Genomic DNA, 22,290 nt, shown 5'->3' with positions numbered 1-22,290 from the left:
TTGGCTTAGCCGGTGGATTAAACCTGTATACCTATGCGCCGAATCCGATGACATGGATCGATCGTTGGTGATGCGGCCCAAACAACTGGAAAGAAATTTCAAGGGGCTGAAATTTATAAATTTACAAACAAAGTAAAAGTTGAAGGAGTAGCTTTTAAGAAAAATGATTATTTTTATTTAGATAATCTTCACAAAGATCACTACGAGACATTTTCATCATTGGATAAGTCCAAAGGAGTGTTCAATTTAGATGGCTCCTATAATGAGAAAAAATCAATTAAAGCAGCAAAAAGAAAAGGGCCAGGTTGCTGATATGAATGAGAACATTAAACTTCGTCTTCTAGAAAATAAAGATGATTTAATTGAGGGAACATTTTGTTACTCATTATTTGAAGAATCCATTTTTTGCCCGAATTTGATGACGGAATTTATTGAAATTGCTGAGTTTTTCTTGAGTTATAATAATGATCTTGAAATTAAACAATTATTGGAATGGATTATTAGCTGTGTTGAACAATGCTTTTTATCTCATCATGATGAGAATGATTATTACCATATAAAGAATTATTCAATAGATATAGAAAGTAAATGGGAAAACATATGGAAACCAAAACTTAATTATTTACTTGATATAAAGGGAAATTGATTTAATACGTAATAAATAAAATTTGAAACCGGAAGATCTTTATGATCTTCCGGCCTTCTTATGATCTATCTTGGCGAATAACCATGGTAAGCCAGCGCCGACTGGAGTTTAGAGACGGGGCTGCATTTTAATACGTATCGGTATTATGCCCCGGAGATAGGCCGGTTTATTACGCCCTATCCGTTAGGTTGGGCGGGCGATCTTAAAACGGCAACGCATATCACCTATCAGGGTATTGATGCTACCACCGGCAAACCGTATGTGGGCTATGCCAGTAAGCAAGGACAACAGGCAGCTCAAGATGTATTGAAATATCGATATGGTAATGATTTTGATCGCTTTGGTGGTAAGCCACCTGAAGTTATCTATGAAGGTTATTCTCAAGTTGGTAAAGATACTGCTCGTGGACTAGAACAACGGCGATTTGAAAATCTGGGTGGTCTTGAGGGTACAGCTAATAAACAAAATCCAGTGGGGCCAAACAATACCCGCCGGACTAACTACTTGGCAGCAGCAGACGAACATTTAGGGCACACAACTAAACGCAACGGCAAAGGAGGCAGCCGTTGCTGACGGCTGTTTTGATAAAATGGTGAAACGAATTGTCTGGAAGCACAATCATCTGGTTAATATCAAACTGAGGGATAATCTGTATACCATTGGACAGATGCTTAATAGTGTAGAAATGCAGTTTTATGATGTCTGTAATACAGATGGTGTCTGGAAAAATATTGATTTAAATCAAGTGACTACTTTGTTTCGGATTTTAGTTGTTAATGCTGTTTATAAATTGATGCCAGATAAAATTAAAGATAAATCAGTTATTCCTAATACTCAATCCTATAATAATTACTGGATAAAACCTTATTCTTCATTTGATGGTGACCATTATCCTGGAGATAAAAACTCTTTTTTATTTATGGGAGGTAAACTGATTGATATCGGTCCTAAGGGTAATATCGGAACCACGCTGGCACCAGTATTAAAAGAAGACTTAACCTTACCAGAAGATCGGGAACTCATTGAAAAATATGAACTGACCAATATGTGGTCACATGAAGAGTTAGCAGAACGTCTGTGCCGCTATTTTGATACCGGTATTAACCGTGATGACCTGAAATTCGAGGTGTTTCCGGGGCTGTGGGATGACAGAGAGCAATTAAGGCCCTTAACCAGTCGCTTACCGGTACCGCTACGATAATATAGATAATATAAAAGCCGGAAGATCTCTGTGATCTTCCGGTCTTATTCATGATCTATCGAGGCGCATACCCACGGTAAGCCAACGCCGACTGGAGCTTACCGACGGCATCTTTGATTTGATACGCCTCCTCGTCATTTGTTCCCCTTAACTCATAAAACCGGTTATGATATCAAGGGTTCATTTTATCTTTTTACCTGTATTTCCCTTTAACGGCCGATTAACAGCCATGCTCAATTCATTTATTGGCAATGCTATCCTCCGCTTATTTCTATCTAACCTGCCATGACCATTTAAAAATACAAAAACAGAGATATTAAAGCTTTTATATAAAAGACAGATTTAACTATAAGTGCAGTATTTAAAAAGACGTTAATCAAACTTAATCAAAACCCATTAACCATTAACAAAAAATTGAAAACAAATCAGAAAAAAATAATATTCCCCGAAAAAAACAAAGAGGTATCTTTATACCATCAAGCTATTTACTGGTTGATTTATGAAGACAAAAGAAAAGAGGATAACTTATAAAAACTGTTCAAAATTGCCAGTAAAACAGTATTGACAAGGATAAAAAGCGAGTATGGTTAATATTGATTAAAACGTAAAACACAATATACCATGATGATTAAACTTAATATAAATCAGGCAGTAAGAGTAGTAAAAACAACGATTAAAACTTTATTATACCTATTAAAATCAGAGGTTAAAAAATAGCTTTTAATAACAATTTAAAACCTACTCATCATAAAACCATCAGTGAAAAATGAGAAAAAGAATTGGCTTTATTAATGATTATATACCCATTAAAAAAGGCAAATAAGAATATAAAATAGGTTAACAAGGCAATATATTTAAAAAACAAACCGATTTTAATAACGTTTTCAACTGGGGATTAAACTTTTTTATCAGCCAGTTAAATAATCGTTTATAAGAAATCCGAATGACAAAATCCGCAAATAAATGATTTAATCAAATACGAACTGGATTACTTTTATCATTATTATGTTGCATTTATTATGCAACACCGCGACACATTAAATACACCCGTTTAAATTTGTTTTGCACTATTTTACCTTATCCAATAATATTGCTTTTCTACGGTTTTATTTAAATCATACCTATTTTTATACCGTTAATGTAATTAAACACTAAAATAAATTTATATCGTTATTTTTCAAAACTATTTTCGCACTCTGTTAACGTTTAAATATCCATTTAATTATTATAACCTTCCTGGCTGATTAATCTCCCTGTAATAGAGCATTATTAAATAAATTTACTGATTTATTTAAACATCATTTAAATAGACATGGATAAATGGTTTTAAGAGAAAATCTAAAATCATATGGCGAGACTATTTTAATAAATAAAAGATTTTATTTTTATAACCCAAATCTTTTCAAAACTAACCCGGTAAGGACAACCTTACCGGGTTTGGATTATTCCAAATAGTTCATCACAACCGACTGACTATTTAGAGAATGATTTTCGCTTGTTGTACCACATCAATCAGTGGCTGAGGCCAAATACCCAGCGCCAGTACCAATAATGCAGAAATCAGAACGACCATCCCACCGGCAGTTAAGGCCCAATTCCTCGGTGTATCGCGGTTAAGGGTTTTTGGTGCATGCAAGTACAAACTCACCATCACTCTCAGATAGTAATAAAGGCCGATAGCACTGCCAAGAACCACCGCCGCAGTCAGCCACCACAGTTCAGCCTGTACACCCAACACAATCACATAGAATTTACCAATAAAGCCCAGCGTCATTGGGATACCCGCCAGTGACAACATCATTACCGTCATTACCGCAGACAAAATCGGTTTATGCCAAAACAGACCACGGTATGAGTAGAGGGAATCCGCATCCGGTCCTTTATATGGGCTGGACATCAGGCTAACGACACCAAACGCACCGATGCTGCTAAACAGATAACCCGCCAGGTAGATACCCACGGTTTCTTCTGAAAGCTGATGGTTTTGTACCGCTACCAGCGCCACCAATAGATAACCTAAGTGAGCAATAGAAGAGTAACCAAGCAGGCGTTTGATATTCGTCTGAGTCAGCGCCATCAAGTTACCGAACAACATAGAGGCAATCGCAATAACGGTTAATACCGTGCGCAGCGCTTCATTGTCCGCCATCGGCGCTTCAACGAACAGACGCATCACTACTGCGAAAATCGCTATCTTACTGGCAGTTGCCAGAAAGGTAGAAACAGGTGCAGGTGCCCCCTGATAAACATCCGGTGTCCAAAGATGGAAAGGGACCAGCGATAATTTGAAGCCAAGTCCAACAACCATCATACCCAGACCTGCTAGTATTAAAGGTTGATAGATATAGCTGTCAGACAAACGATGTCCCAAGGCAGCAAAAGAGAGATCGCCTGATTCCGCATACAGCAACGCCATACCAAACAGCATGAAAGACGATGCTGCCGCGGACAACAGCATGTACTTAATCGCCGCTTCCAGAGAGCGTCTCTGACGATATGCATAACCAATTAAACCAAACAGCGGTAAAGTAAGCAGTTCAATACCGATAAACAATGACGCCAGATGGTTTGCACAAGCCAGGAGAATACCGCCCACGGTCGCAATCAGCACCAGCAGGTAGAACTCTTCTTTGTTATCCGGATAATTTTCCAGCCAGGAATAGGCGAAAGTAGAAGTTGCCAGGCTCGCAACCAGCACCAGGCCGATATAGAGCATAGCGTAGCTGTCCACATGAACCAGTGGGGTGACGTCCATCGCTTCCTGCTGCCCAACAAAGTAGAGGGACAACAGAGCCAGATTCAAACCTACTACGGTCAGCGTGGTATTGATAAAGTGATCGCGTCGCCACGCAATGGACAGCATCACAACCACTACCGTCAATCCGACGATCAACAGCGGTAACAGCGCGATCAGTTGTTGAGGAGTTATTGTCATGGCGAATTACGGCCTTGTAGTTGAAATTGAAGCTGAATACCAGGTCTGGATGTTATCCATCGCTGCCGCTGAAGTATCAAGGATAGGTTGTGGGTAGAAACCCATCACCACCAGTAATATCAACAGCAACATGACAATAGATATTTCCCGCATATCCATCCGTCTTAGTGGTTCATCTGATTTTGGCGCTCCGTAATAAGCACGCTGCATCATATACAGGGCATATACAGAAGCGAAAACCAGGCCGAACACAGAAATCGTTATAATTAACGTGTATTCACTAAAACTGCCAAACAGAATCATAAACTCACCGACAAAGTTACCGGTTCCCGGCATCCCCAGGGTCGCAACAGCAAAGCACAGCGACAACGCAGGCAAAAACTGTACACGTCGCCACAAACCACCCATTAGACTCATGTCACGGGTATGCAAGCGCTCATAAAGCTGACCACAGAGAATAAACAGGCCCGCGGCTGATAAACCATGAGCAATCATCTGAATAATCGCCCCCTGGTAAGCAAGCTGGCTGCCAGAGTAAATCGCTATCAACACAAATCCCATATGCGAGATACTGGTATAAGCAATCAGGCGTTTGATATCTGTCTGGCTGAATGCCATCCATGCACCATAGAAGATCCCAAGCACACCCAGCCACATCGCGATTGGGGTGAACTCATGAGAAGCCTCCGGGAACAGTGGCAAACCAAAACGCAACAGACCATAACCCGCCGTTTTCAGCAAGATCCCCGCCAGGTCAACAGAACCCGCGGTTGGCGCCTGGCTGTGAGCATCCGGTAACCACCCATGCAAAGGCACAACCGGCATTTTTACCGCAAAGGCGATGAAGAAACCCAACATCAGCAGGTATTGAACGGTATGTGACATTGGCGTATTCAGCAATTTCTCATAGCTGAATGTCCACTCGCCCGTCGCGTTATAGTGCACCAATACCAGCGCCATAATCGCAATCAGCATCACCAGACCGCTCGCCTGGGTATAAATGAAGAATTTGGTCGCCGCAGTGATACGGGTCTTACCACCCGATCCTCTGTGTCCCCACAATGCAATCAGGAAGTACATCGGCACCAACATCATTTCCCAGAAAAAGAAGAACAGGAACATGTCGATAGCGAGGAACACCCCCATCACACCACCCAGGATCCACAGCAGGTTCAAGTGGAAGAAGCCCTGATACGGTTGATTTTCCGTCCATGAACAGAGAATAGCCATCAGCCCCAGCAGTGCAGTCAACACGACCATCAGCAGGGATAAGCCATCCAGTGCAAGGTGAATGCTGATACCAAAACGTGGGATCCATGGCATAAAAAATTCTGATTGCCATTGAGGGATCCCCTGCGGATTAGCCAGGGTATAGCCCCCCTGCAACCACAATTGCAGTGAGAGCACCAGAGTCAACCCCATCGAAATTAACGCGATCCAACGTGGTACACGGGTACCAAAGCGTTCAGTCTGCCAACTCAGCAAACCTCCGATGAAGGGCAAAAGAATTAGCCAAGGTAATAGCATGGCGCAATGTGTCCCTTAAATTAAACCAGTAGCAGCAGAGCTAAAACCAGCACTGCACCCAACCCCATAGAGGCAACGTACCAACGGACTTGTCCGTTTTCACTCAGGCTAAGACCTTTGTTACTCCAGCGTGATAACACCGCCGGAATATTCATCAGTGAATTCAGTGGATCGTGTTGTAACACACGGGTAATGTTCTTGAATGGCTTCACAAATACCCAGTCATACAGAACATCAAAGCCCCAGGCATTAAACCACCATACGGAAAAGAAGCGTCCCGGAGCACTTTGCGCCACGCTATTCACCAATTGACGTTTACCTAAATACAGTGCCATCGCCAGCAAAATACCCGCAACCGCCACCACACCAGAAACCACTTCCAGCATCATTTTACCTGTATCGCCCGTTGCATGGCCTTCCGGCAACACACCCGCCAGTGGTGGCGCAATCAGTGCGCCCACAAAGGTGGAAAGCACCAGCAATACCAGTAATGGCAGGTGATGGGTAATCCCTTTAACAGAGTGCGCTTTGGTTTTCGCCTCACCGTGGAACACGATAAAAATCATACGGAAGGTATACAAAGACGTCATAAACGCACCTGCCAAACCCGCTAACATGAGGTTGATATGACCATGTGACATTGCCCCCCACAGAATTTCATCTTTACTGTAGAAACCGGCAGTAACAATCGGCAACGCCGATAGCGCCGCGCCACCGACCAGGAAGCAGACATAAACCAACGGTATGGATTTACGCAATCCACCCATTTTGAAAATATTCTGCTCGTGATGACAGGCCAGGATGACGGAACCCGATGCCAGGAATAACAACGCCTTAAAGAATGCGTGCGTCATCAGGTGGAAGATTGCCGCATCCCACGCCTGAACCCCCAACGCCAGAAACATGTAGCCAATCTGACTCATCGTTGAGTAAGCCAGTACACGTTTAATATCGGTTTGCACCAACGCAGCAAAACCTGCCAGCACCAGAGTGACAGCGCCAATAGTCCCAACCAGTTGTAGGATTTCCGGGGCCATCAAGAACAGACCGTGGCTGCGTGCAACCAGATAAACCCCTGCGGTCACCATCGTTGCGGCGTGAATAAGCGCAGAAACCGGCGTCGGGCCAGCCATCGCATCAGCCAACCAGGTTTGTAACGGCAATTGAGCTGATTTACCGACGGCTCCCCCTAATATCATCAGGGTCGCCCAGGTAATCACCGAAGAACCGGCTTCCAGATGTTGCGGAGCCAAAACCGCCAACTCACGGAAGTTCAAGGTTCCCAGATTGTCATACAGAATAAACATGCCGATAGCCAGGAAGACGTCACCCACACGGGTAACGACAAAGGCTTTCATTGCCGCAGCACCATTTGCCGGGTTGGTATAGTAGAAGCCAATCAGCAGATAACTGCACAGCCCCACCCCTTCCCAGCCGAGATACATCAGCATCATGTTATCTGCCAGAACCAGTATCACCATGCTAGCGATAAACAGGTTGGTATAAGCGAAGAAACGGGAATAACCCTCTTCACCGCGCATATACCATGAGGCATACATATGGATCAGGAAACCGACACCGGTGACCACACTCAGCATGGTCAAAGACAAACCATCAAGAACCAGAGTGAAAGGAATACTGAAATCCCCGACCTCCATCCAGTTCCACAAGTTTTGACTGTAAACCAGATCACCCGCCACATTCTGGCTGTTGAAATCAATAGCAACCCACAAAGTCACCAGCGCAGCCAGACCAACAGAACCAATCCCAACAGTGGCTGATGTGTTTTCAGACCAGCGGCCACGGGAAAATGCCAACAGCAAAAATCCCAGCAGTGGCAACAGAATTGTTAAATAGAGTAAGTTCATCCGCGCATCTCACTGACTGTATCAATATTCAGAGTCTGGCGACGGCGATAAAGCTGCAATAACAGCGCCAGGCCAATACTCGCCTCTGCCGCAGCCAGGCTAATAGCCAGAATGAACATCACCTGACCATCCGGCTGACTCCAATAGCTGCCTACCACCACAAAAGCCAGGGCCGCAGCGTTAATCATCACTTCAAGGCCAATTAACATAAACAACAGATTACGACGGATGATGAGCCCGGTCAGGCCCAAAACAAATAAGATTGCCGCCAAAATCAGTCCATGTTGAAGAGGTATCATGGTTGTTCCTCCGCGTTTCGGTTGCTGAGAACTTCACCCTGTTTGTGTTCACGGCCAATGTGATAAGCCACCACCATACCAGCCAGTAATAACAGAGAGGCTAGTTCAACGGCCAGCACATATGGGCCAAACAGGCTGATGCCCACTTCTTTGGCGCTGACAACTTCACCCGAGATATTGTCGGCAATATCACCATGAGAAACGTTGACAATGGTATACACCAGCACGATAAGCAACACGGCTGACAGCAAACCCGGACCAACCCAGGTTCGCGGTTTCAGCCAAATACGCTCCTGTTCAACAACAGATCTGCCAAGGTTAAGCATCATCACCACGAAAACGAACAGCACCATAATGGCCCCGGCGTAAACGATGATCTCCAGCGCCGCGGCAAAATAAGCACCCAGCGAGAAAAACACCGCTGAAAGCGCCAGCAGAGAAACAATCAAATACAAAAGCGCGTGTATCGGATTGGTGTGTGTAATCACCCTGATGGTTGCCAATATCGCAACCAACCCGGCGGTATAAAACGTAAATTCCATGAATATCGCTCCTTACGGCAACAGGCTTTTAACGTCGATAGGTTTTGCTTCGTTGTCGGCTTCACCTTTTGATTTGCCGTCAATCGCCATACCTGTCTTACGGTAAAAGTTATAATCAGGATATTTACCCGGACCCGAAATCGTCAGGTCATCTTTTTCATACACCAGATCCTGGCGCTTAAACTCCCCCATTTCGAAATCCGGTGTTAACTGGATTGCGGTAGTCGGGCAAGCCTCTTCGCACAGACCGCAGAAGATGCAGCGTGAGAAGTTAATGCGGAAAAACTCCGGATACCAGCGACCATCTTTATGCTCGGCCTTCTGCAACGAGATACAGCCAACCGGGCAAACTGCCGCACACAGGTTACAGGCAACACAACGCTCTTCGCCGTCCGGATCGCGTGTCAACACAATACGGCCACGGTAACGGGGTGGCAGATAAACCGGTTCTTCAGGATACATTTGGGTTTCGCGCTTATGAAAGGCATGTAGGCCAATCATCCAAATACTGCGTACCTGGGTGGCGAAACCAACCGCTAACTCTTTTAATGTCATGGTTCATTCCCCCCTTATTGAGCGTTGTACAAAATCACTGCCGCAGTCGCCAGCAGGTTTAGTAAGGTCAGCGGCAAACAAATTTTCCAGCCAAACGCCATTACCTGGTCATAACGCGGGCGCGGTAAAGATGCACGTATCAGGATGAACATCACCATGAAGAACGCAGTTTTCAGCGCAAACCAGACAAACGGCGGCAGGAATGGACCATGCCAACCACCAAAGAACATTGTCACAATCAGGGCAGAAACCGTGACAATACCGATATATTCACCCACGAAGAACAAACCAAATTTCATACCGGAGTATTCAATGTGGTAGCCATCAGCCAATTCCTGTTCTGCTTCCGGCTGGTCAAATGGGTGACGGTGACACACGGCCACACCCGCGATAGCAAAAGTCAGGAAGCCAAAGAATTGAGGAATGATATTCCACATGTGTTCCTGTGCGTTGACGATATCCACCATATTGAAGGAATCGGCCTGTGCAACAACGCCCATAAAAGAGAGGCCGAGAAACACCTCATAACTCAGTGTCTGTGCAGAAGCACGCATCGCCCCCAGCAGGGAGTATTTGTTGTTACTTGCCCACCCGGCAAACAGGACCGCGTAGACAGCCAGACCCGCCATCATCATGAAGAACAAAATGCCGATGTTGAGATCCGCAGCCATCCAGTTCGGGGTGATCGGCACAATGGCAAAGGCAAGCAACAGAGAACAGAAACCAATAACAGGCGCTAAGGTAAAGATCAACCGGTCAGCAAAACGCGGTACCCAGTCCTCTTTGAAGAACATTTTGATCATGTCGGCCACGATCTGTAATGACCCGCCCCAACCGACACGGTTTGGCCCATAACGGTTCTGGAACAGCGCCAGCAAACGTCGTTCACCAAAACTCATCAACGCTCCGCAGGCCACCACCACCACCAAGATCACCACCGATTTCAGAATAGCGATCAGTACATCAATAACGTCGGAGGTTAACCAACTCATTGTGCCGCCTCCCGCAGATTATTTACTGAAACACCCGCCATGACCGGAGGAATACCCGGCATTCCCATTGGCAAGCCAATCTGACCTTGAGCAAGCTTTTCACTCAGACGGACTGCCAAACGCAGTTGCTGACCAAAACAATCAAACTCCAGAACAGAACCTGTTTTCACACCCAGTTGATCCGCATCTTTGTTATTGAGCATCACATAAGGCTCCGGCATACGTTCCTGAATCACATCGGAACGTTGGGTTAATTCTTCACTGCCAAACAGGTGGTGGTAAGGAGCGATGACCCATTGGTTATCCTGTACAGAAAATTCCGCCGGAATCTGATCAAAGTAGTTCAGACCACCGTCAGTTGTTTCAATCAGACGTACCCCCGGATCACCAAAGCGCAAATGACCACCGACCTCCGCCTGGAATTTATTCCACGCCTGCGGTGAGTTCCAACCCGGCGCCCAGGCAAACGGAACCTGCTGACGAAAGGCATCAGGGCTATTGTTGCCTTCCATTGAGAAAGCAAACGGTGAGTCAATATCCTGAGGCTGACGCTGCTCATGGACACTGAGATTCGCCAGCATCGCAGTACGGCCACTGTAACGATGCGGTGAACGCGCCAGTTTCTGACCACGGATGCGGAATGTGGAATCAGGCGCAGCATCAATAATGCCCTTAAGCTGTGGCATCACGTCAACACAGGCATCAATAACATGGTCAAGCTGAGTCCAATCCAAATGACATTCGGTATAAGTCATGTGCAAGGAGTGCAGCCAACGCCAGCTCTCCAGCATCACCACGGATTTGTCGTAGAAAGAGGGCTGGAAAACCTGGAAATAACGCTGCGCCCGGCCTTCCTGATTCACCAGCGTGCCGTCGCTTTCTGCAAAGCTGGCAGCCGGAAGAATCAGATGAGCTTTATCCATGATAGCAGTACGCTGATGGTCAACCACAATCAGGTTTTTCAGCTTGTCCAGTGCGTCATCGACCTTATCGGCTGCCGCATGTCGATAGAGATCATTTTCCATCACGATAGCCGTATCAGATTGACCACTGCTGATACGTTGCAAAGCAACATCCAGTGGCTGGGCCTCCATCATTCCCAATCCAATGCTGTTCGCATAGATCGCGACAAACGACAGGCCGACATCTGAGCCTTTATCTTTCAGCGCCCAGGCAACATTGGCCGCCGCCTGAATGATCGCATCACTACCCACGTTACTGCCGCTGATAATCAGTGGTTTCTTCGCGCCAATCAGTGCCTGCGCAACCATTTCCACTTTCGCTTTCAGTTCGTCAGGTAAATTTTCGACCACCGGCGCAGTGCTATCCAATGCATGAGCGACTGCGAAACCAAAACGAGCCTGATCATCAACTGGCGCACGGTAATTCCACGCCGCGATATCATCCAGATGGGTATCATCCACGTTAGTCACAAACAGGGGATATTTAGCACGCTGGCCGATATTCATCACCGCGGCAATCTGCCAATCAGCGACTTTCTGAGCTGCCGCCATTTCGCGGGCTTTGCCTTTCACCGCCTGACGAACGGACAGTGCCATACGGGCGCCGGTCTGAGTCAGGTCTTCACCTAAAATCAGTACCGCATCATAGCTTTCAATTTCACGCAGCGACGGCGTATAAACGCCACCCTGCTGGAGAATTTCCAGCATCATATCAAGACGTTGCTGTTCAGCAGCAGCAATCCCGCTATAGAAGTTTTCCGCCCCCACCAGTTCACGCAGGGCAAAGTTGCTTTCCAGGCTGGCGCGTGGTGAACCGATACCAATGGCATTTTTGGCCTGACGCAAAATATCCGCCCCACCCTGCATGGCCTGTTCAGCGTTAAGCGAGATCCAATGATCACCGCGCAGTTGCTGTGGTTGACGAGGGCGGTCTTTACGGTTGACATAACCGTAACCAAAACGACCTCGGTCACACATAAAGTAGTGGTTTACCGTACCGTTATACCGGTTTTCAATACGGCGTAATTCACCATAACGCTCCCCCGGGCTGGTGTTACAGCCAATACTGCACTGCTGGCAGATGCTTGGCGCAAACTGCATGTCCCATTTACGGTTATAACGTTCAGAATGGGTTTTGTCCGTGAATACCCCGGTCGGGCAGATTTCGACCAAATTACCGGAGAACTCGCTTTCCAGCGTGCCGCTTTCAGGGCGACCGAAATAGATGTTATCGTTAGCGCCATAGACACCAAAATCCGTGCCGTCAGCGTAGTCTTTGTAGTAGCGCACACAGCGATAACAGGCAATACAGCGGTTCATTTCATGAGAAATAAACGGCCCCAATTCCTGGTTATTATGAGTTCGCTTAGTGAAACGGTATTTACGGAATGTATGGCCGGTCATCACGGTCATATCCTGCAAATGACAGTTGCCCCCTTCTTCACACACGGGACAATCATGCGGATGGTTGGCCATCAGCCACTCAACCACACTCGCACGGAATTGTTTGGCCTCTTCATCATCAATAGCGATGAAAGTGCCATCCGTTGCCGGAGTCATACAGGACATAATCAGACGACCGCGCGTATCATCCGCGTTTTGATATTGCTTTACCGCACATTGGCGGCAAGCGCCAACGCTTCCCAGCGCTGGATGCCAGCAAAAATAAGGAATATCTAGCCCTAAAGAGAGGCAAGCTTGTAACAGGTTATCAGCCCCGTCTACATCATATTTTTTGCCGTCTACATGTATCGTAGCCATAGTCAGCATGCTTCCAAGTGACCTGCTTTTCAGCAAGTGTTAATCAAAAATTCTGCTAATTTCGTGAAGAATCCATTACCAACGCTGCTTTAACAGGTTTGGCTGGATACCCGCAATCAGGCGAGTGTTCCCATAGTCTTGGGTCACAATTCCAGCTTCGAATTCATCACGGAAATATTTGATGGCACTCTGTAAGGGTTCCACAGCCCCGGGTGCGTGAGCACAGAATGTATTACCCGGCCCAAGGAAGCGGCAGAGCTGTTCCAGCGTTTCGATATCCCCTGGCTGCCCTTCGCCACGTTCTAATGCCCGCAGAATTTTCACGCTCCACGGCAGTCCGTCACGGCATGGCGTACACCAACCACAGGATTCACGGGAAAAGAATTCTTCAAGATTACGGGTCAGAGAAACCATGTTGATTTCGTGGTCAACAGCCATTGCCAATGCAGTACCCAGACGGCTGCCCGCTTTAGCGATATTTTCGAAATCCATTGGCAGATCCAGATGTTCAGCGGTCAGGAAGTCTGTCCCTGCGCCCCCCGGTTGCCACGCTTTGAATTTCAGGCCGTCACGCATGCCACCAGCATAATCTTCAAGAATTTCACGGGCAGTCACACCGAATGGCAATTCCCACAACCCCGGATTTTTCACCCGACCAGAGAATCCCATCAGTTTAGTACCGGCATCTTTACTCTTGCCCGCACTCAGGCCGATATACCACTCTTTACCGAATTCAAGAATTGAGGGAACGTTGCATAAGGTTTCAACGTTATTAACACAAGTGGGTTTGCCCCATGCGCCGGAAGTGGCTGGAAATGGCGGTTTTGAGCGAGGGTTAGCCCGGCGGCCTTCCAGGGAATTAATCAGCGCGGTCTCTTCACCACAGATATAACGCCCTGCGCCAGTATGAACAAACAGCTCAAAATCAAAGCCGCTGCCCATAATGTTTTTACCCAGTAAACCTGCCGCTTTAGCTTCTTCAATGGCTTTACGCAGATGCACCGCCGCTTCTACATATTCACCACGCAGGAAGATATAGCCACGATAAGCTTTCAGGGCAAACGCACTGATCAGCATCCCTTCCACCAGCAGGTGAGGAAGTTGCTCCATTAACAGGCGATCTTTGTAAGTACCCGGCTCCATTTCATCTGCGTTACACAGCAGATAACGGATATTCATGCTTTCGTCTTTTGGCATCAGACTCCATTTCAGACCGGTGGAGAAACCGGCGCCTCCACGGCCTTTCAGCCCGGCGTCTTTTACCAGAGAAACCACTTCAGCCGGAGCCATGCCTTTCAGTGCTATTTCAGCACCGCGATAACCACTTTTGCTGCGGTACTCATCCAACCATACCGGCTGTTTGTCATCACGCAGGCGCCAGGTAAGAGGATGGGTTTCCTCAGTACGGATAATTTCTTTTATTCCTGAATGTGCTGTCATGGATACTGCTCCAGTAACTTCTCAATCTCTTCAGGTTTGACCGAACTGTGAGTATCGTCATCGATCATCATGGTCGGACCTCTATCACAGTTACCCAGACAACAGGTTGGCAGCAGCGTAAAACGCCCATCTTGCGTCGTCTGGCCCGGACAGATTTTCAAATGCCTTTCAATAGCGGCCTGGACATCCTGATAACCGGTAATGTGGCAAACCACGCTGTCACAGTAACGGATAATATGGCGGCCCACTGGCTGGCGGTAAATCTGGCTGTAGAACGTCGCCACACCTTCCACATCACTGGCGGGAATACCTAGAACATCAGCAATCGCGTAAATGGCGCCATCCGGCACCCAACCACGATGCTTCTGCACAATTTTCAATGCTTCGATAGAAGCGGCACGCGGGTCTTCATAGTGGTGTTTTTCATGCTCAATCGCATCGTGCTCTTCGGTGCTCAGTACAAAATCTGCTTTTGCCTGAGACTCTGTCACGTTAACCACATCAAGGCGCGCCTGTTGAGCATTCGCGTTAATTTCACTTTGCATAGTTAGCGATCCACATCAGACATAACAAAATCAATACTGCCCAGATACACGATCAGGTCAGAAACCAAGCTACCGCGGATCACCGAAGGAATCTGCTGTAAATGAGGAAAACTCGGTGTACGGACACGGGTACGATAACTCATGGTACTGCCGTCACTGGTCAGATAGTAACTGTTGATACCCTTAGTTGCTTCAATCATCTGGAAAGACTCATTTGCCGGCATTACCGGTCCCCATGACACTTGCAGGAAGTGGTTAATCATGGTTTCAATATGCTGCAAAGTACGTTCTTTCGGTGGCGGTGTCGTCAGTGGGTGATCGGCCTTGAATGGGCCTTCAGGCATATTTTTCAGACATTGTTTCAGGATCCGCATGCTTTGGCGCACTTCTTCAACTTTCAGCATCACACGGTCATAACAGTCGCCGTTATTACCAATCGGCACGTCGAACTCAAAATTTTCATAACCAGAGTATGGGCGCCATTTACGTACATCAAATGCAACACCCGTTGCCCGTAAACCGGCTCCGGTCGTGCCCCAGTCAAGAGCTTGTTTGGAATTATAGGCGGCAACACCAATAGAACGGCCTTTCAGGATGCTGTTTTTCAGCGCTGCTTTCACATAGGAATCAAGGCGTTTCGGCATCCAGTCCAAGAAATCACTCAGCAATTTATCCCAACCACGCGGCAGATCATGCGCCACACCGCCAATACGGAACCAAGCCGGATGCATACGGAAACCGGTTATCGCTTCCACCAGATCATAAATTTTTTGGCGGTCAGTAAAGGCGAAGAACACCGGTGTCATCCCACCGACGTCCTGAATAAAAGTCGAGATATACAACAAGTGGCTATTAATCCGGAACAATTCCGACAACATGACACGAATGGTTTTCACCCGGTCAGGCACCTCAATACCGGCCAGTTTTTCCACCGCCAGCACATAAGGCATTTCGTTGACGCAACCACCAAGGTACTCAATACGGTCTGTATAGGGAATATAGCTGTGCCAGGACTGGCGCTCACCCATTTTTTCCGCACCGCGATGGTGATAGCCGACATCCGGTACACAATCGACAATCTCTTCGCCATCCAATTGAAGAATGATACGGAATGCGCCATGAGAAGAAGGATGGTTAGGACCAAGGTTAAGGAACATAAAGTCCTCATTATCGGTACCCCGTTTCATTCCCCACTCTTCCGGCTTGAAAGTCAACGCTTCCATTTCCAGATCTTCTTTCTGCCGGGTTAGCTCGAAAGGATCGAATTCTGTCGCACGGGCCGGATAGTCCTTACGCAGCGGATGCCCTTCCCAGGTCGGCGGCAACATAATGCGGCGCAGGTTCGGATGGCCGTTAAAGACAATCCCGAACATCTCCCATGTTTCGCGTTCATACCAGTTGGCATTTGGGAACAGAGGAGTTGCAGTCGGAAGATGCAAATCTTTCTCACTGAGCGCGACCTTCAACATAATGTCGCGGTTACGTTCAATAGAAAGTAAATGATAAAACACAGAAAAATCCGCGTCAGGCAGCCCCTGGCGGTGAGTACGCTGGCGTTCATCCATGCCATGCAAATCAAATAGCATGACATAAGGCTTAGGCAGTTTTTTCAGAAAAGTGATTACTTCCAGTAATTGTTCACGCTTCACCCAGACCACCGGTATACCGGTACGGGTTGGCTGAACAGTAAAGGCATCCGGGCCAAAATGGTTACGCAGTTCACTCACGACCGGATCATCAAGATGGTCATGAGTTTGCCACGCAGGCCGGGCGCTTTCTTGCGCTATCTGATCTATCATCATTCTTCACCACAACGCTTTGATCAGTGTTTGTTTTGATCAGGTATTGTTATCGCAACACATTGCTCTGGTTACGCTGTACGGCTAAAAGCCCTAAACTTCGTCTGGTGTACGCAGATTTTTCACTGCGATACGTTCCCCGTGCTTACGTTCTCTTTCTGACTGCATATTGGCACGGTAAACCCCTTGATCGCTCACGACCCAAGACAACGGGCGACGCTCTTTGCCGATCGACTCCTGCAACAACATCAGAGCCTGCATATAAGCTTCAGGACGGGGAGGACAACCAGGGATATAAACATCAACGGGGATAAACTTATCAACCCCCTGAACCACAGAGTAGATATCGTACATACCACCAGAGTTGGCGCAGGCTCCCATTGAGATAACCCATTTCGGCTCAAGCATCTGGTCATAAAGGCGCTGAATAACCGGAGCCATTTTGGTAAAACAGGTTCCAGCGACCACCATAAAATCCGCCTGACGAGGTGACGCACGCAAAACTTCAGCGCCAAAACGAGCGACGTCATGAACAGCAGTAAATGATGTCGCCATTTCCACATAACAGCAGGAAAGACCAAAGTTATAAGGCCACAGGGAGTTTTTACGTCCCCAGTTCACCAAATCATGCAGGGCGTGTTCTAGTTTGCCCATGTAAACACTACGGTGGACATGTTGCTCCAGTGGGTCAGCGACAATTTCCTGTTTTTGCAGGGGATAACGGTCATTCTCACCGTTCGGATCTATGCGGGTGAGCGTATAATCCATCTTTATGCCTCGCTATTACTGCGGATGACTATTGTTAATGTTAATCACAACGCTTGGTTTACTCACCTGACGACTTGATCGGGATGGCGTCCAATTCAGCGCACCAATACGCACCAGGTAAAACAAGCCTGCCAATAACACCAAAATGAAAATACTTGCTTCGATAAAGCCTAACCAGCCACTCTCTTTGATAGAGACTGACCATGCATATAGAAACAGGGCTTCGACATCGAAGATGACAAAGAACATGGCGACCAGATAGAACTTGGCCGACATACGGAGACGAGCACTGCCGACAGAATCAATACCTGATTCATAAGGGATATGTTTTGCCCGGGCTTTAGCTCTCCCGCCCAGAAAAAATGCCCCTAACAGCATCAAAGCACACAGACCGAAAGCACCTAAAAGAAATACCGCGAATGCCCAGTGATGGGCAAAGAGTTCAGTGGATGTTGACATACTCATTGCTTACTCATCAAAAGTGGTGTCAAAAATGTCTGCTCTTTTGTCTGGCAGTGTTGCACCACATCGATTCAAGGGAAGGGGTAACAACCAAATCTGAAACACTGCTAATCAATGATTGATGGAGTGAATCTTCTTGGTTTTTACTCCTCTCAACAATATTTTGTCTGTTATGACAAAATTAATCTAACATTTATTTACAAACAACAAACTTAATCTTAACGGATCGTACTATCGCACTGCTAAAACGTGTCAGTCACTTGACATGCAAACAGCGTCGGAATCTAGTTTAACCGATAACTCGCTTTTACTACATCATTATCTCAGGAAAAACCGGCCTTTCCACTGTTTCATAGGGGGTATTTCTTTGATCAAGTACACAATTCAGCAGAAAAAAATGTTAACGCTGATGATAATTCATTCAAATCTGAGGAAATTATATTTTTCATCCATGAGATAAGAAAAAAATCACGGTTAACTACAGAAACGCTTATTTTATCAATTCTGCAAATTATTACTTTGTTAACAATATAACAATTTGTTAACCAAATCAGGGCGGGGTTAGGAAAAAAGCCACCGTATATTCAATGATCATGATAACGGCAAAATAAGGTGAGTTTAGTTGATGATTACTTATAAATATAACCGGAAAGCTAATACCTCCTTTCATCCATAATGGAGGTATTAGCAAAAGTAAGTCCCTTAGATATTACTCATCAATAATATGTGCGTCATCAGAAAGCGGTTCTTCAGAAACACCCGATATAGTGTATGGGGTTTTCTTATTCTCTATCGCACTAAAAACAGTCAGAACAGATTCATTCTGTTCATTACTATGGCTATATAGAGAGAACTGGGTTTCAGGCAAACGAGGAAGCCCTTCACTCTCGCCTAAAATACGCAGATCAGCATTTTGCATTTCCAAAGGACGGGCAGTAATACCGACTTCTGCATTCACTGCCGTGCGAACAGCCGACAGAGAAGCAGCCTCATAAGCAATACGCCACGATACCCCAGCCTCATCCAGCGTATCCAGCGCCAGCTGACGGAATGGGTTTGTTTCATCCATCACAACCAGCGGCACAGGTTCGTTTGGCTGTAGCTGAAAATCAGGAGCGCAATGCCATAATACCGGTGTCGAGCGCAGAACAGTCCGTGGATGATGACTGATCTTGGCCGTTGTTAACGCCAAATCGATCTCATGGCTATCCAGCATACTTTCAATAAATTGCGTTCGCTTTATACGAACATCTATTGCCATCCGCGGATAAACCGAAGCGATGCGATTTAACAAAAAAGGGAGCAGTGTATCCACAGTATCATCGGATGCACCGATTCTTAACTCGCCTTCTGCATCGCTATAGGTTAATGATGCACTGGCATCATCATTAGCGCGCAGGATCTGTCTTGCATAGCCAAGAAGTTGAAGACCATGCTCTGTAAGAAGCTTATTACGGCCGTGACGGGCAAACAACTCTCTGCCCACCAACTGCTCCAAACGTTGCATTTGCTGACTTACAGCCGATTGCGTTCTGCAGACTGCTGCTGCTGCTGCTGCGAACGTATTTAAATCAGCAACAGCAACAAAAGTTCTTAGCAGATCGAGATCGAGATTCATTATCGGACGATTTGCATTTATCATTGTTTATTCATCACTTTTTTTTGATTTTAATTACTAACTAACCTGGTGTTTTTACGTAAGCACTATCAAATTAAATAACATCGATTAGACAGTACTCTACTCTATTAAATAGGGCAAAGATTTACTGCTGTTTTTTTACCTATTGAACCCATAGTGGGTTTTATTTTCTCCTCTCTCTTAGCAAAAGTTACTCGGATTCCTAAATAAACTAAGGACAATCCCTATTTACAACACCCTATATGTGATTTCTAGTTTGGTTATTTTGTTTTCTGACTCACGTCAAAGAATAACATAAGTTATATCAGAAAAACTAAATATAAAGTAAAAATCTACAATATTACTAATGTTTGATAATCCTATTCAGATAAATTTACACCTAGTTTCTAGAAATGCTCAAAAATATTGTTCGATCTTTCTAAAATATATAGTCCTAAATTGCCAATTCAAGCCAAATCTTATACATAAGAATAAATTATAAAAACACAATAACTTTTATTGGCAAATTGAACCGCGCTCATTTTCCCTCCACAACCACGCGACCACGCCGCTGCGACGTTAAAAATATCTCATATCCACACTAAAAAACAAGAACAATTAAGATTATAAATTCAATATCATGGTAAAATTTAGAATTTAACACTGACATAATTTGCATAAAAAGATACTAGAATAACAACATCCTTACTAAAACAACCATTTTAACCAAATATATCAATGCATCTTCAAAACACCTGGAGGGAAGAGTACATTAAATGTCAGACGCTATATGCCAGGCACCCCCTTTTTACCAAGATTAAGGTAAGACTCTCTATGCTAGCAGTTAAAAAATCCAGCAAATTGGATAATGTTTGTTACGACATCCGCGGCCCCGTACTCAAGGAGGCTAAACGCCTTGAAGAAGAAGGCAACAAAGTCCTCAAATTAAATATCGGTAATCCAGCCCCTTTTGGTTTTGAAGCACCCGATGAAATCCTGGTAGATGTTATCCGCAACTTACCAACAGCACAGGGTTATTCAGATTCAAAAGGTCTGTATTCTGCACGTAAAGCGATCATGCAACATTATCAAGCCCGGAATATGCTGGATGTGAGTGTTGAAGATATTTATATCGGCAATGGTGTTTCTGAATTAATCGTTCAGGCAATGCAAGCATTACTGAATACCGGTGATGAAATGCTGGTTCCTGCCCCCGATTATCCTCTCTGGACCGCTGCGGTTTCACTTTCCAGCGGTAAAGCCGTACATTATATGTGTGATGAAGGGTCGGATTGGTTTCCTGACTTAGATGATATCCGTAACAAAATTACTCCTCGCACGCGTGGGATTGTGATTATTAACCCCAATAATCCAACGGGTGCTGTATATAGCAAGGCGCTGTTATTGGAAATTGTTGAAATAGCCCGTCAGCATAATTTGATTATTTTTGCTGATGAGATTTACGACAAAATCTTATATGACGATGCAGAGCATCATTCCATTGCCGCACTTGCCCCTGACCTGTTAACGGTAACATTTAACGGATTATCTAAAACATATCGGGTTGCCGGTTTTCGTCAGGGCTGGATGGTATTAAACGGTCCGAAGAAGCACGCCAAGAGCTATATTGAAGGTTTGGAGATGCTGGCATCAATGCGTTTATGCGCCAATGTGCCAATGCAACACGCTATTCAAACCGCGTTAGGCGGTTACCAGAGTATCAGTGAATTCATTTTACCTGGTGGTCGTTTGTATGAACAACGTAACCGCGCATGGGAATTAATTAATCAAATCCCTGGCGTTTCCTGTGTGAAACCTAAGGGAGCTTTATATATGTTCCCGAAAATTGATGCGAAGCGTTTTAACGTTCATGATGACCAGAAGATGGTGCTTGATCTCTTATTACAGGAGAAGGTCCTGCTCGTGCAGGGAACTGCATTTAACTGGCCGGAACCTGATCATTTCCGCATCGTAACACTGCCAAGGCTTGATGAACTGGAGATGGCTATTCAGAAATTCGCCCGATTTATTGGCAAATATCATCAGTAAAAATAAGAACCATTCGATAAGCGGATATCACTGATAACAGACATTATTCATACCATGAGTTCTACCGGTATAGAAGAAAACCACTTTCTTCTATACCGATTACACCGATCATACCGATAAATTACTCTGCCCGATTTGTCTTCACTGGTGAAAACGTCACCTGTCAGCCAGAGAAATCCCTGGTAACCATTTCCATTACCTTCTTTATCGATATCAAATGACGACGCTTTACAAAATAAGGTCAGTCAATTTTCATTTTTTACCGGTAACACAGACTGGTTTTTTTTATTTTCACCGGGGAATTTATGGTGATTATATAAG

General features: G+C 45.6%; 18 protein-coding genes and 1 pseudogene. 4 read left to right on the top strand and 15 right to left on the bottom strand.

What is annotated here, in order from left to right:
* The first annotated feature begins 250 nt into the window (after window positions 1–250).
* From LGZ99_RS13300 to LGZ99_RS13290, 3 genes are all read left to right on the top strand, one after another.
* Window positions 251–646 carry a hypothetical protein gene (locus LGZ99_RS13300; protein WP_231398272.1) on the top strand — a complete coding sequence of 132 codons (396 nt, stop codon included), beginning with the start codon at window positions 251–253 and terminating at the stop codon, window positions 644–646.
* Between the two features lie 261 nt (window positions 647–907).
* Window positions 908–1,219 carry a hypothetical protein gene (locus tag LGZ99_RS13295; RefSeq protein ID WP_235184665.1) on the top strand — a complete coding sequence of 104 codons (312 nt, stop codon included), beginning with the start codon at window positions 908–910 and terminating at the stop codon, window positions 1,217–1,219.
* 16 nt (window positions 1,220–1,235) lie between these two features.
* Window positions 1,236–1,847 (top strand): DUF8309 domain-containing protein, encoded by a 612-nt coding sequence (locus LGZ99_RS13290; protein ID WP_051769210.1) that lies wholly within the window; start codon window positions 1,236–1,238, stop codon window positions 1,845–1,847.
* Window positions 1,848–1,902: 55 nt separating this feature from the next.
* Here LGZ99_RS13290 and LGZ99_RS25020 read toward each other — a convergent pair.
* From LGZ99_RS25020 to hexA, 15 genes and pseudogenes are all read right to left on the bottom strand, one after another.
* A pseudogene (locus tag LGZ99_RS25020) lies at window positions 1,903–1,977 on the bottom strand (DUF7706 family protein); the annotation flags it as partial.
* A 1,347-nt stretch (window positions 1,978–3,324) separates the two neighbouring features.
* Entirely contained in the window at window positions 3,325–4,782 is a 1,458-nt protein-coding gene (gene nuoN, locus LGZ99_RS13285) for an NADH-quinone oxidoreductase subunit NuoN (protein ID WP_023045483.1), read from the bottom strand.
* A gap of 6 nt (window positions 4,783–4,788) precedes the next feature.
* Window positions 4,789–6,309 (bottom strand): NADH-quinone oxidoreductase subunit M, encoded by a 1,521-nt coding sequence (gene nuoM / locus LGZ99_RS13280; protein WP_023045484.1) that lies wholly within the window; start codon window positions 6,307–6,309, stop codon window positions 4,789–4,791.
* 20 nt (window positions 6,310–6,329) lie between these two features.
* Window positions 6,330–8,177, bottom strand: coding sequence for an NADH-quinone oxidoreductase subunit L (nuoL, locus tag LGZ99_RS13275; RefSeq protein ID WP_023045485.1), 1,848 nt, complete (start codon window positions 8,175–8,177; stop codon window positions 6,330–6,332).
* Complete coding sequence (gene nuoK / locus LGZ99_RS13270; protein ID WP_021325716.1) at window positions 8,174–8,476, bottom strand: NADH-quinone oxidoreductase subunit NuoK; 303 nt, start codon at window positions 8,474–8,476, stop codon at window positions 8,174–8,176. Before nuoK ends, nuoL begins: the two co-directional genes overlap by 4 nt.
* Window positions 8,473–9,018, bottom strand: coding sequence for an NADH-quinone oxidoreductase subunit J (gene nuoJ / locus LGZ99_RS13265; protein ID WP_023045486.1), 546 nt, complete (start codon window positions 9,016–9,018; stop codon window positions 8,473–8,475). Before nuoJ ends, nuoK begins: the two co-directional genes overlap by 4 nt.
* Before the next feature lie 12 nt (window positions 9,019–9,030).
* Window positions 9,031–9,573: an NADH-quinone oxidoreductase subunit NuoI gene (gene nuoI / locus LGZ99_RS13260; protein ID WP_021325718.1), complete on the bottom strand. Its 543-nt coding sequence runs from the start codon at window positions 9,571–9,573 to the stop codon at window positions 9,031–9,033.
* A 14-nt stretch (window positions 9,574–9,587) separates the two neighbouring features.
* The gene (gene nuoH / locus LGZ99_RS13255) at window positions 9,588–10,565 is read right to left on the bottom strand and encodes an NADH-quinone oxidoreductase subunit NuoH (RefSeq protein WP_021325719.1); all 978 of its coding nucleotides are present in this window, start codon (window positions 10,563–10,565) and stop codon (window positions 9,588–9,590) included.
* Window positions 10,562–13,288: an NADH-quinone oxidoreductase subunit NuoG gene (gene nuoG, locus LGZ99_RS13250; protein ID WP_023045487.1), complete on the bottom strand. Its 2,727-nt coding sequence runs from the start codon at window positions 13,286–13,288 to the stop codon at window positions 10,562–10,564. The genes nuoH and nuoG overlap by 4 nt, the downstream gene beginning before the upstream one ends.
* A gap of 75 nt (window positions 13,289–13,363) precedes the next feature.
* Complete coding sequence (gene nuoF, locus LGZ99_RS13245) at window positions 13,364–14,728, bottom strand: NADH-quinone oxidoreductase subunit NuoF (protein ID WP_036837463.1); 1,365 nt, start codon at window positions 14,726–14,728, stop codon at window positions 13,364–13,366.
* Complete coding sequence (nuoE, locus tag LGZ99_RS13240) at window positions 14,725–15,273, bottom strand: NADH-quinone oxidoreductase subunit NuoE (RefSeq protein ID WP_021325720.1); 549 nt, start codon at window positions 15,271–15,273, stop codon at window positions 14,725–14,727. Before nuoE ends, nuoF begins: the two co-directional genes overlap by 4 nt.
* A 2-nt stretch (window positions 15,274–15,275) precedes the next feature.
* Window positions 15,276–17,075, bottom strand: a complete 1,800-nt coding sequence (gene nuoC, locus LGZ99_RS13235) for an NADH-quinone oxidoreductase subunit C/D (protein ID WP_196815169.1) — start codon at window positions 17,073–17,075, stop codon at window positions 15,276–15,278.
* Window positions 17,076–17,165: 90 nt separating this feature from the next.
* On the bottom strand, window positions 17,166–17,840 hold the full coding sequence (locus tag LGZ99_RS13230; protein ID WP_036837461.1) for a NuoB/complex I 20 kDa subunit family protein: 675 nt from the start codon (window positions 17,838–17,840) through the stop codon (window positions 17,166–17,168).
* 15 nt (window positions 17,841–17,855) lie between these two features.
* Window positions 17,856–18,305, bottom strand: coding sequence for an NADH-quinone oxidoreductase subunit A (locus LGZ99_RS13225; protein ID WP_023045489.1), 450 nt, complete (start codon window positions 18,303–18,305; stop codon window positions 17,856–17,858).
* A 706-nt stretch (window positions 18,306–19,011) separates the two neighbouring features.
* A complete protein-coding gene (hexA, locus tag LGZ99_RS13220) occupies window positions 19,012–19,944 on the bottom strand; it encodes a transcriptional regulator HexA (protein ID WP_021325724.1) in 933 nt (310 codons plus the stop codon).
* An 810-nt stretch (window positions 19,945–20,754) separates the two neighbouring features.
* Between hexA and LGZ99_RS13215 the strand changes: the two genes are divergently transcribed.
* Window positions 20,755–21,969, top strand: coding sequence for a pyridoxal phosphate-dependent aminotransferase (locus LGZ99_RS13215; RefSeq protein ID WP_021325725.1), 1,215 nt, complete (start codon window positions 20,755–20,757; stop codon window positions 21,967–21,969).
* The last annotated feature ends 321 nt before the right edge of the window (window positions 21,970–22,290 follow it).

It is taken from the genome of Photorhabdus temperata, from assembly GCF_025384845.1.
GTDB lineage: Bacteria > Pseudomonadota > Gammaproteobacteria > Enterobacterales > Enterobacteriaceae > Photorhabdus > Photorhabdus temperata.
The sequence above is the reverse complement of the archived record's forward strand: the minus strand, read 5'-3'. Positions and strand labels throughout refer to the sequence as shown.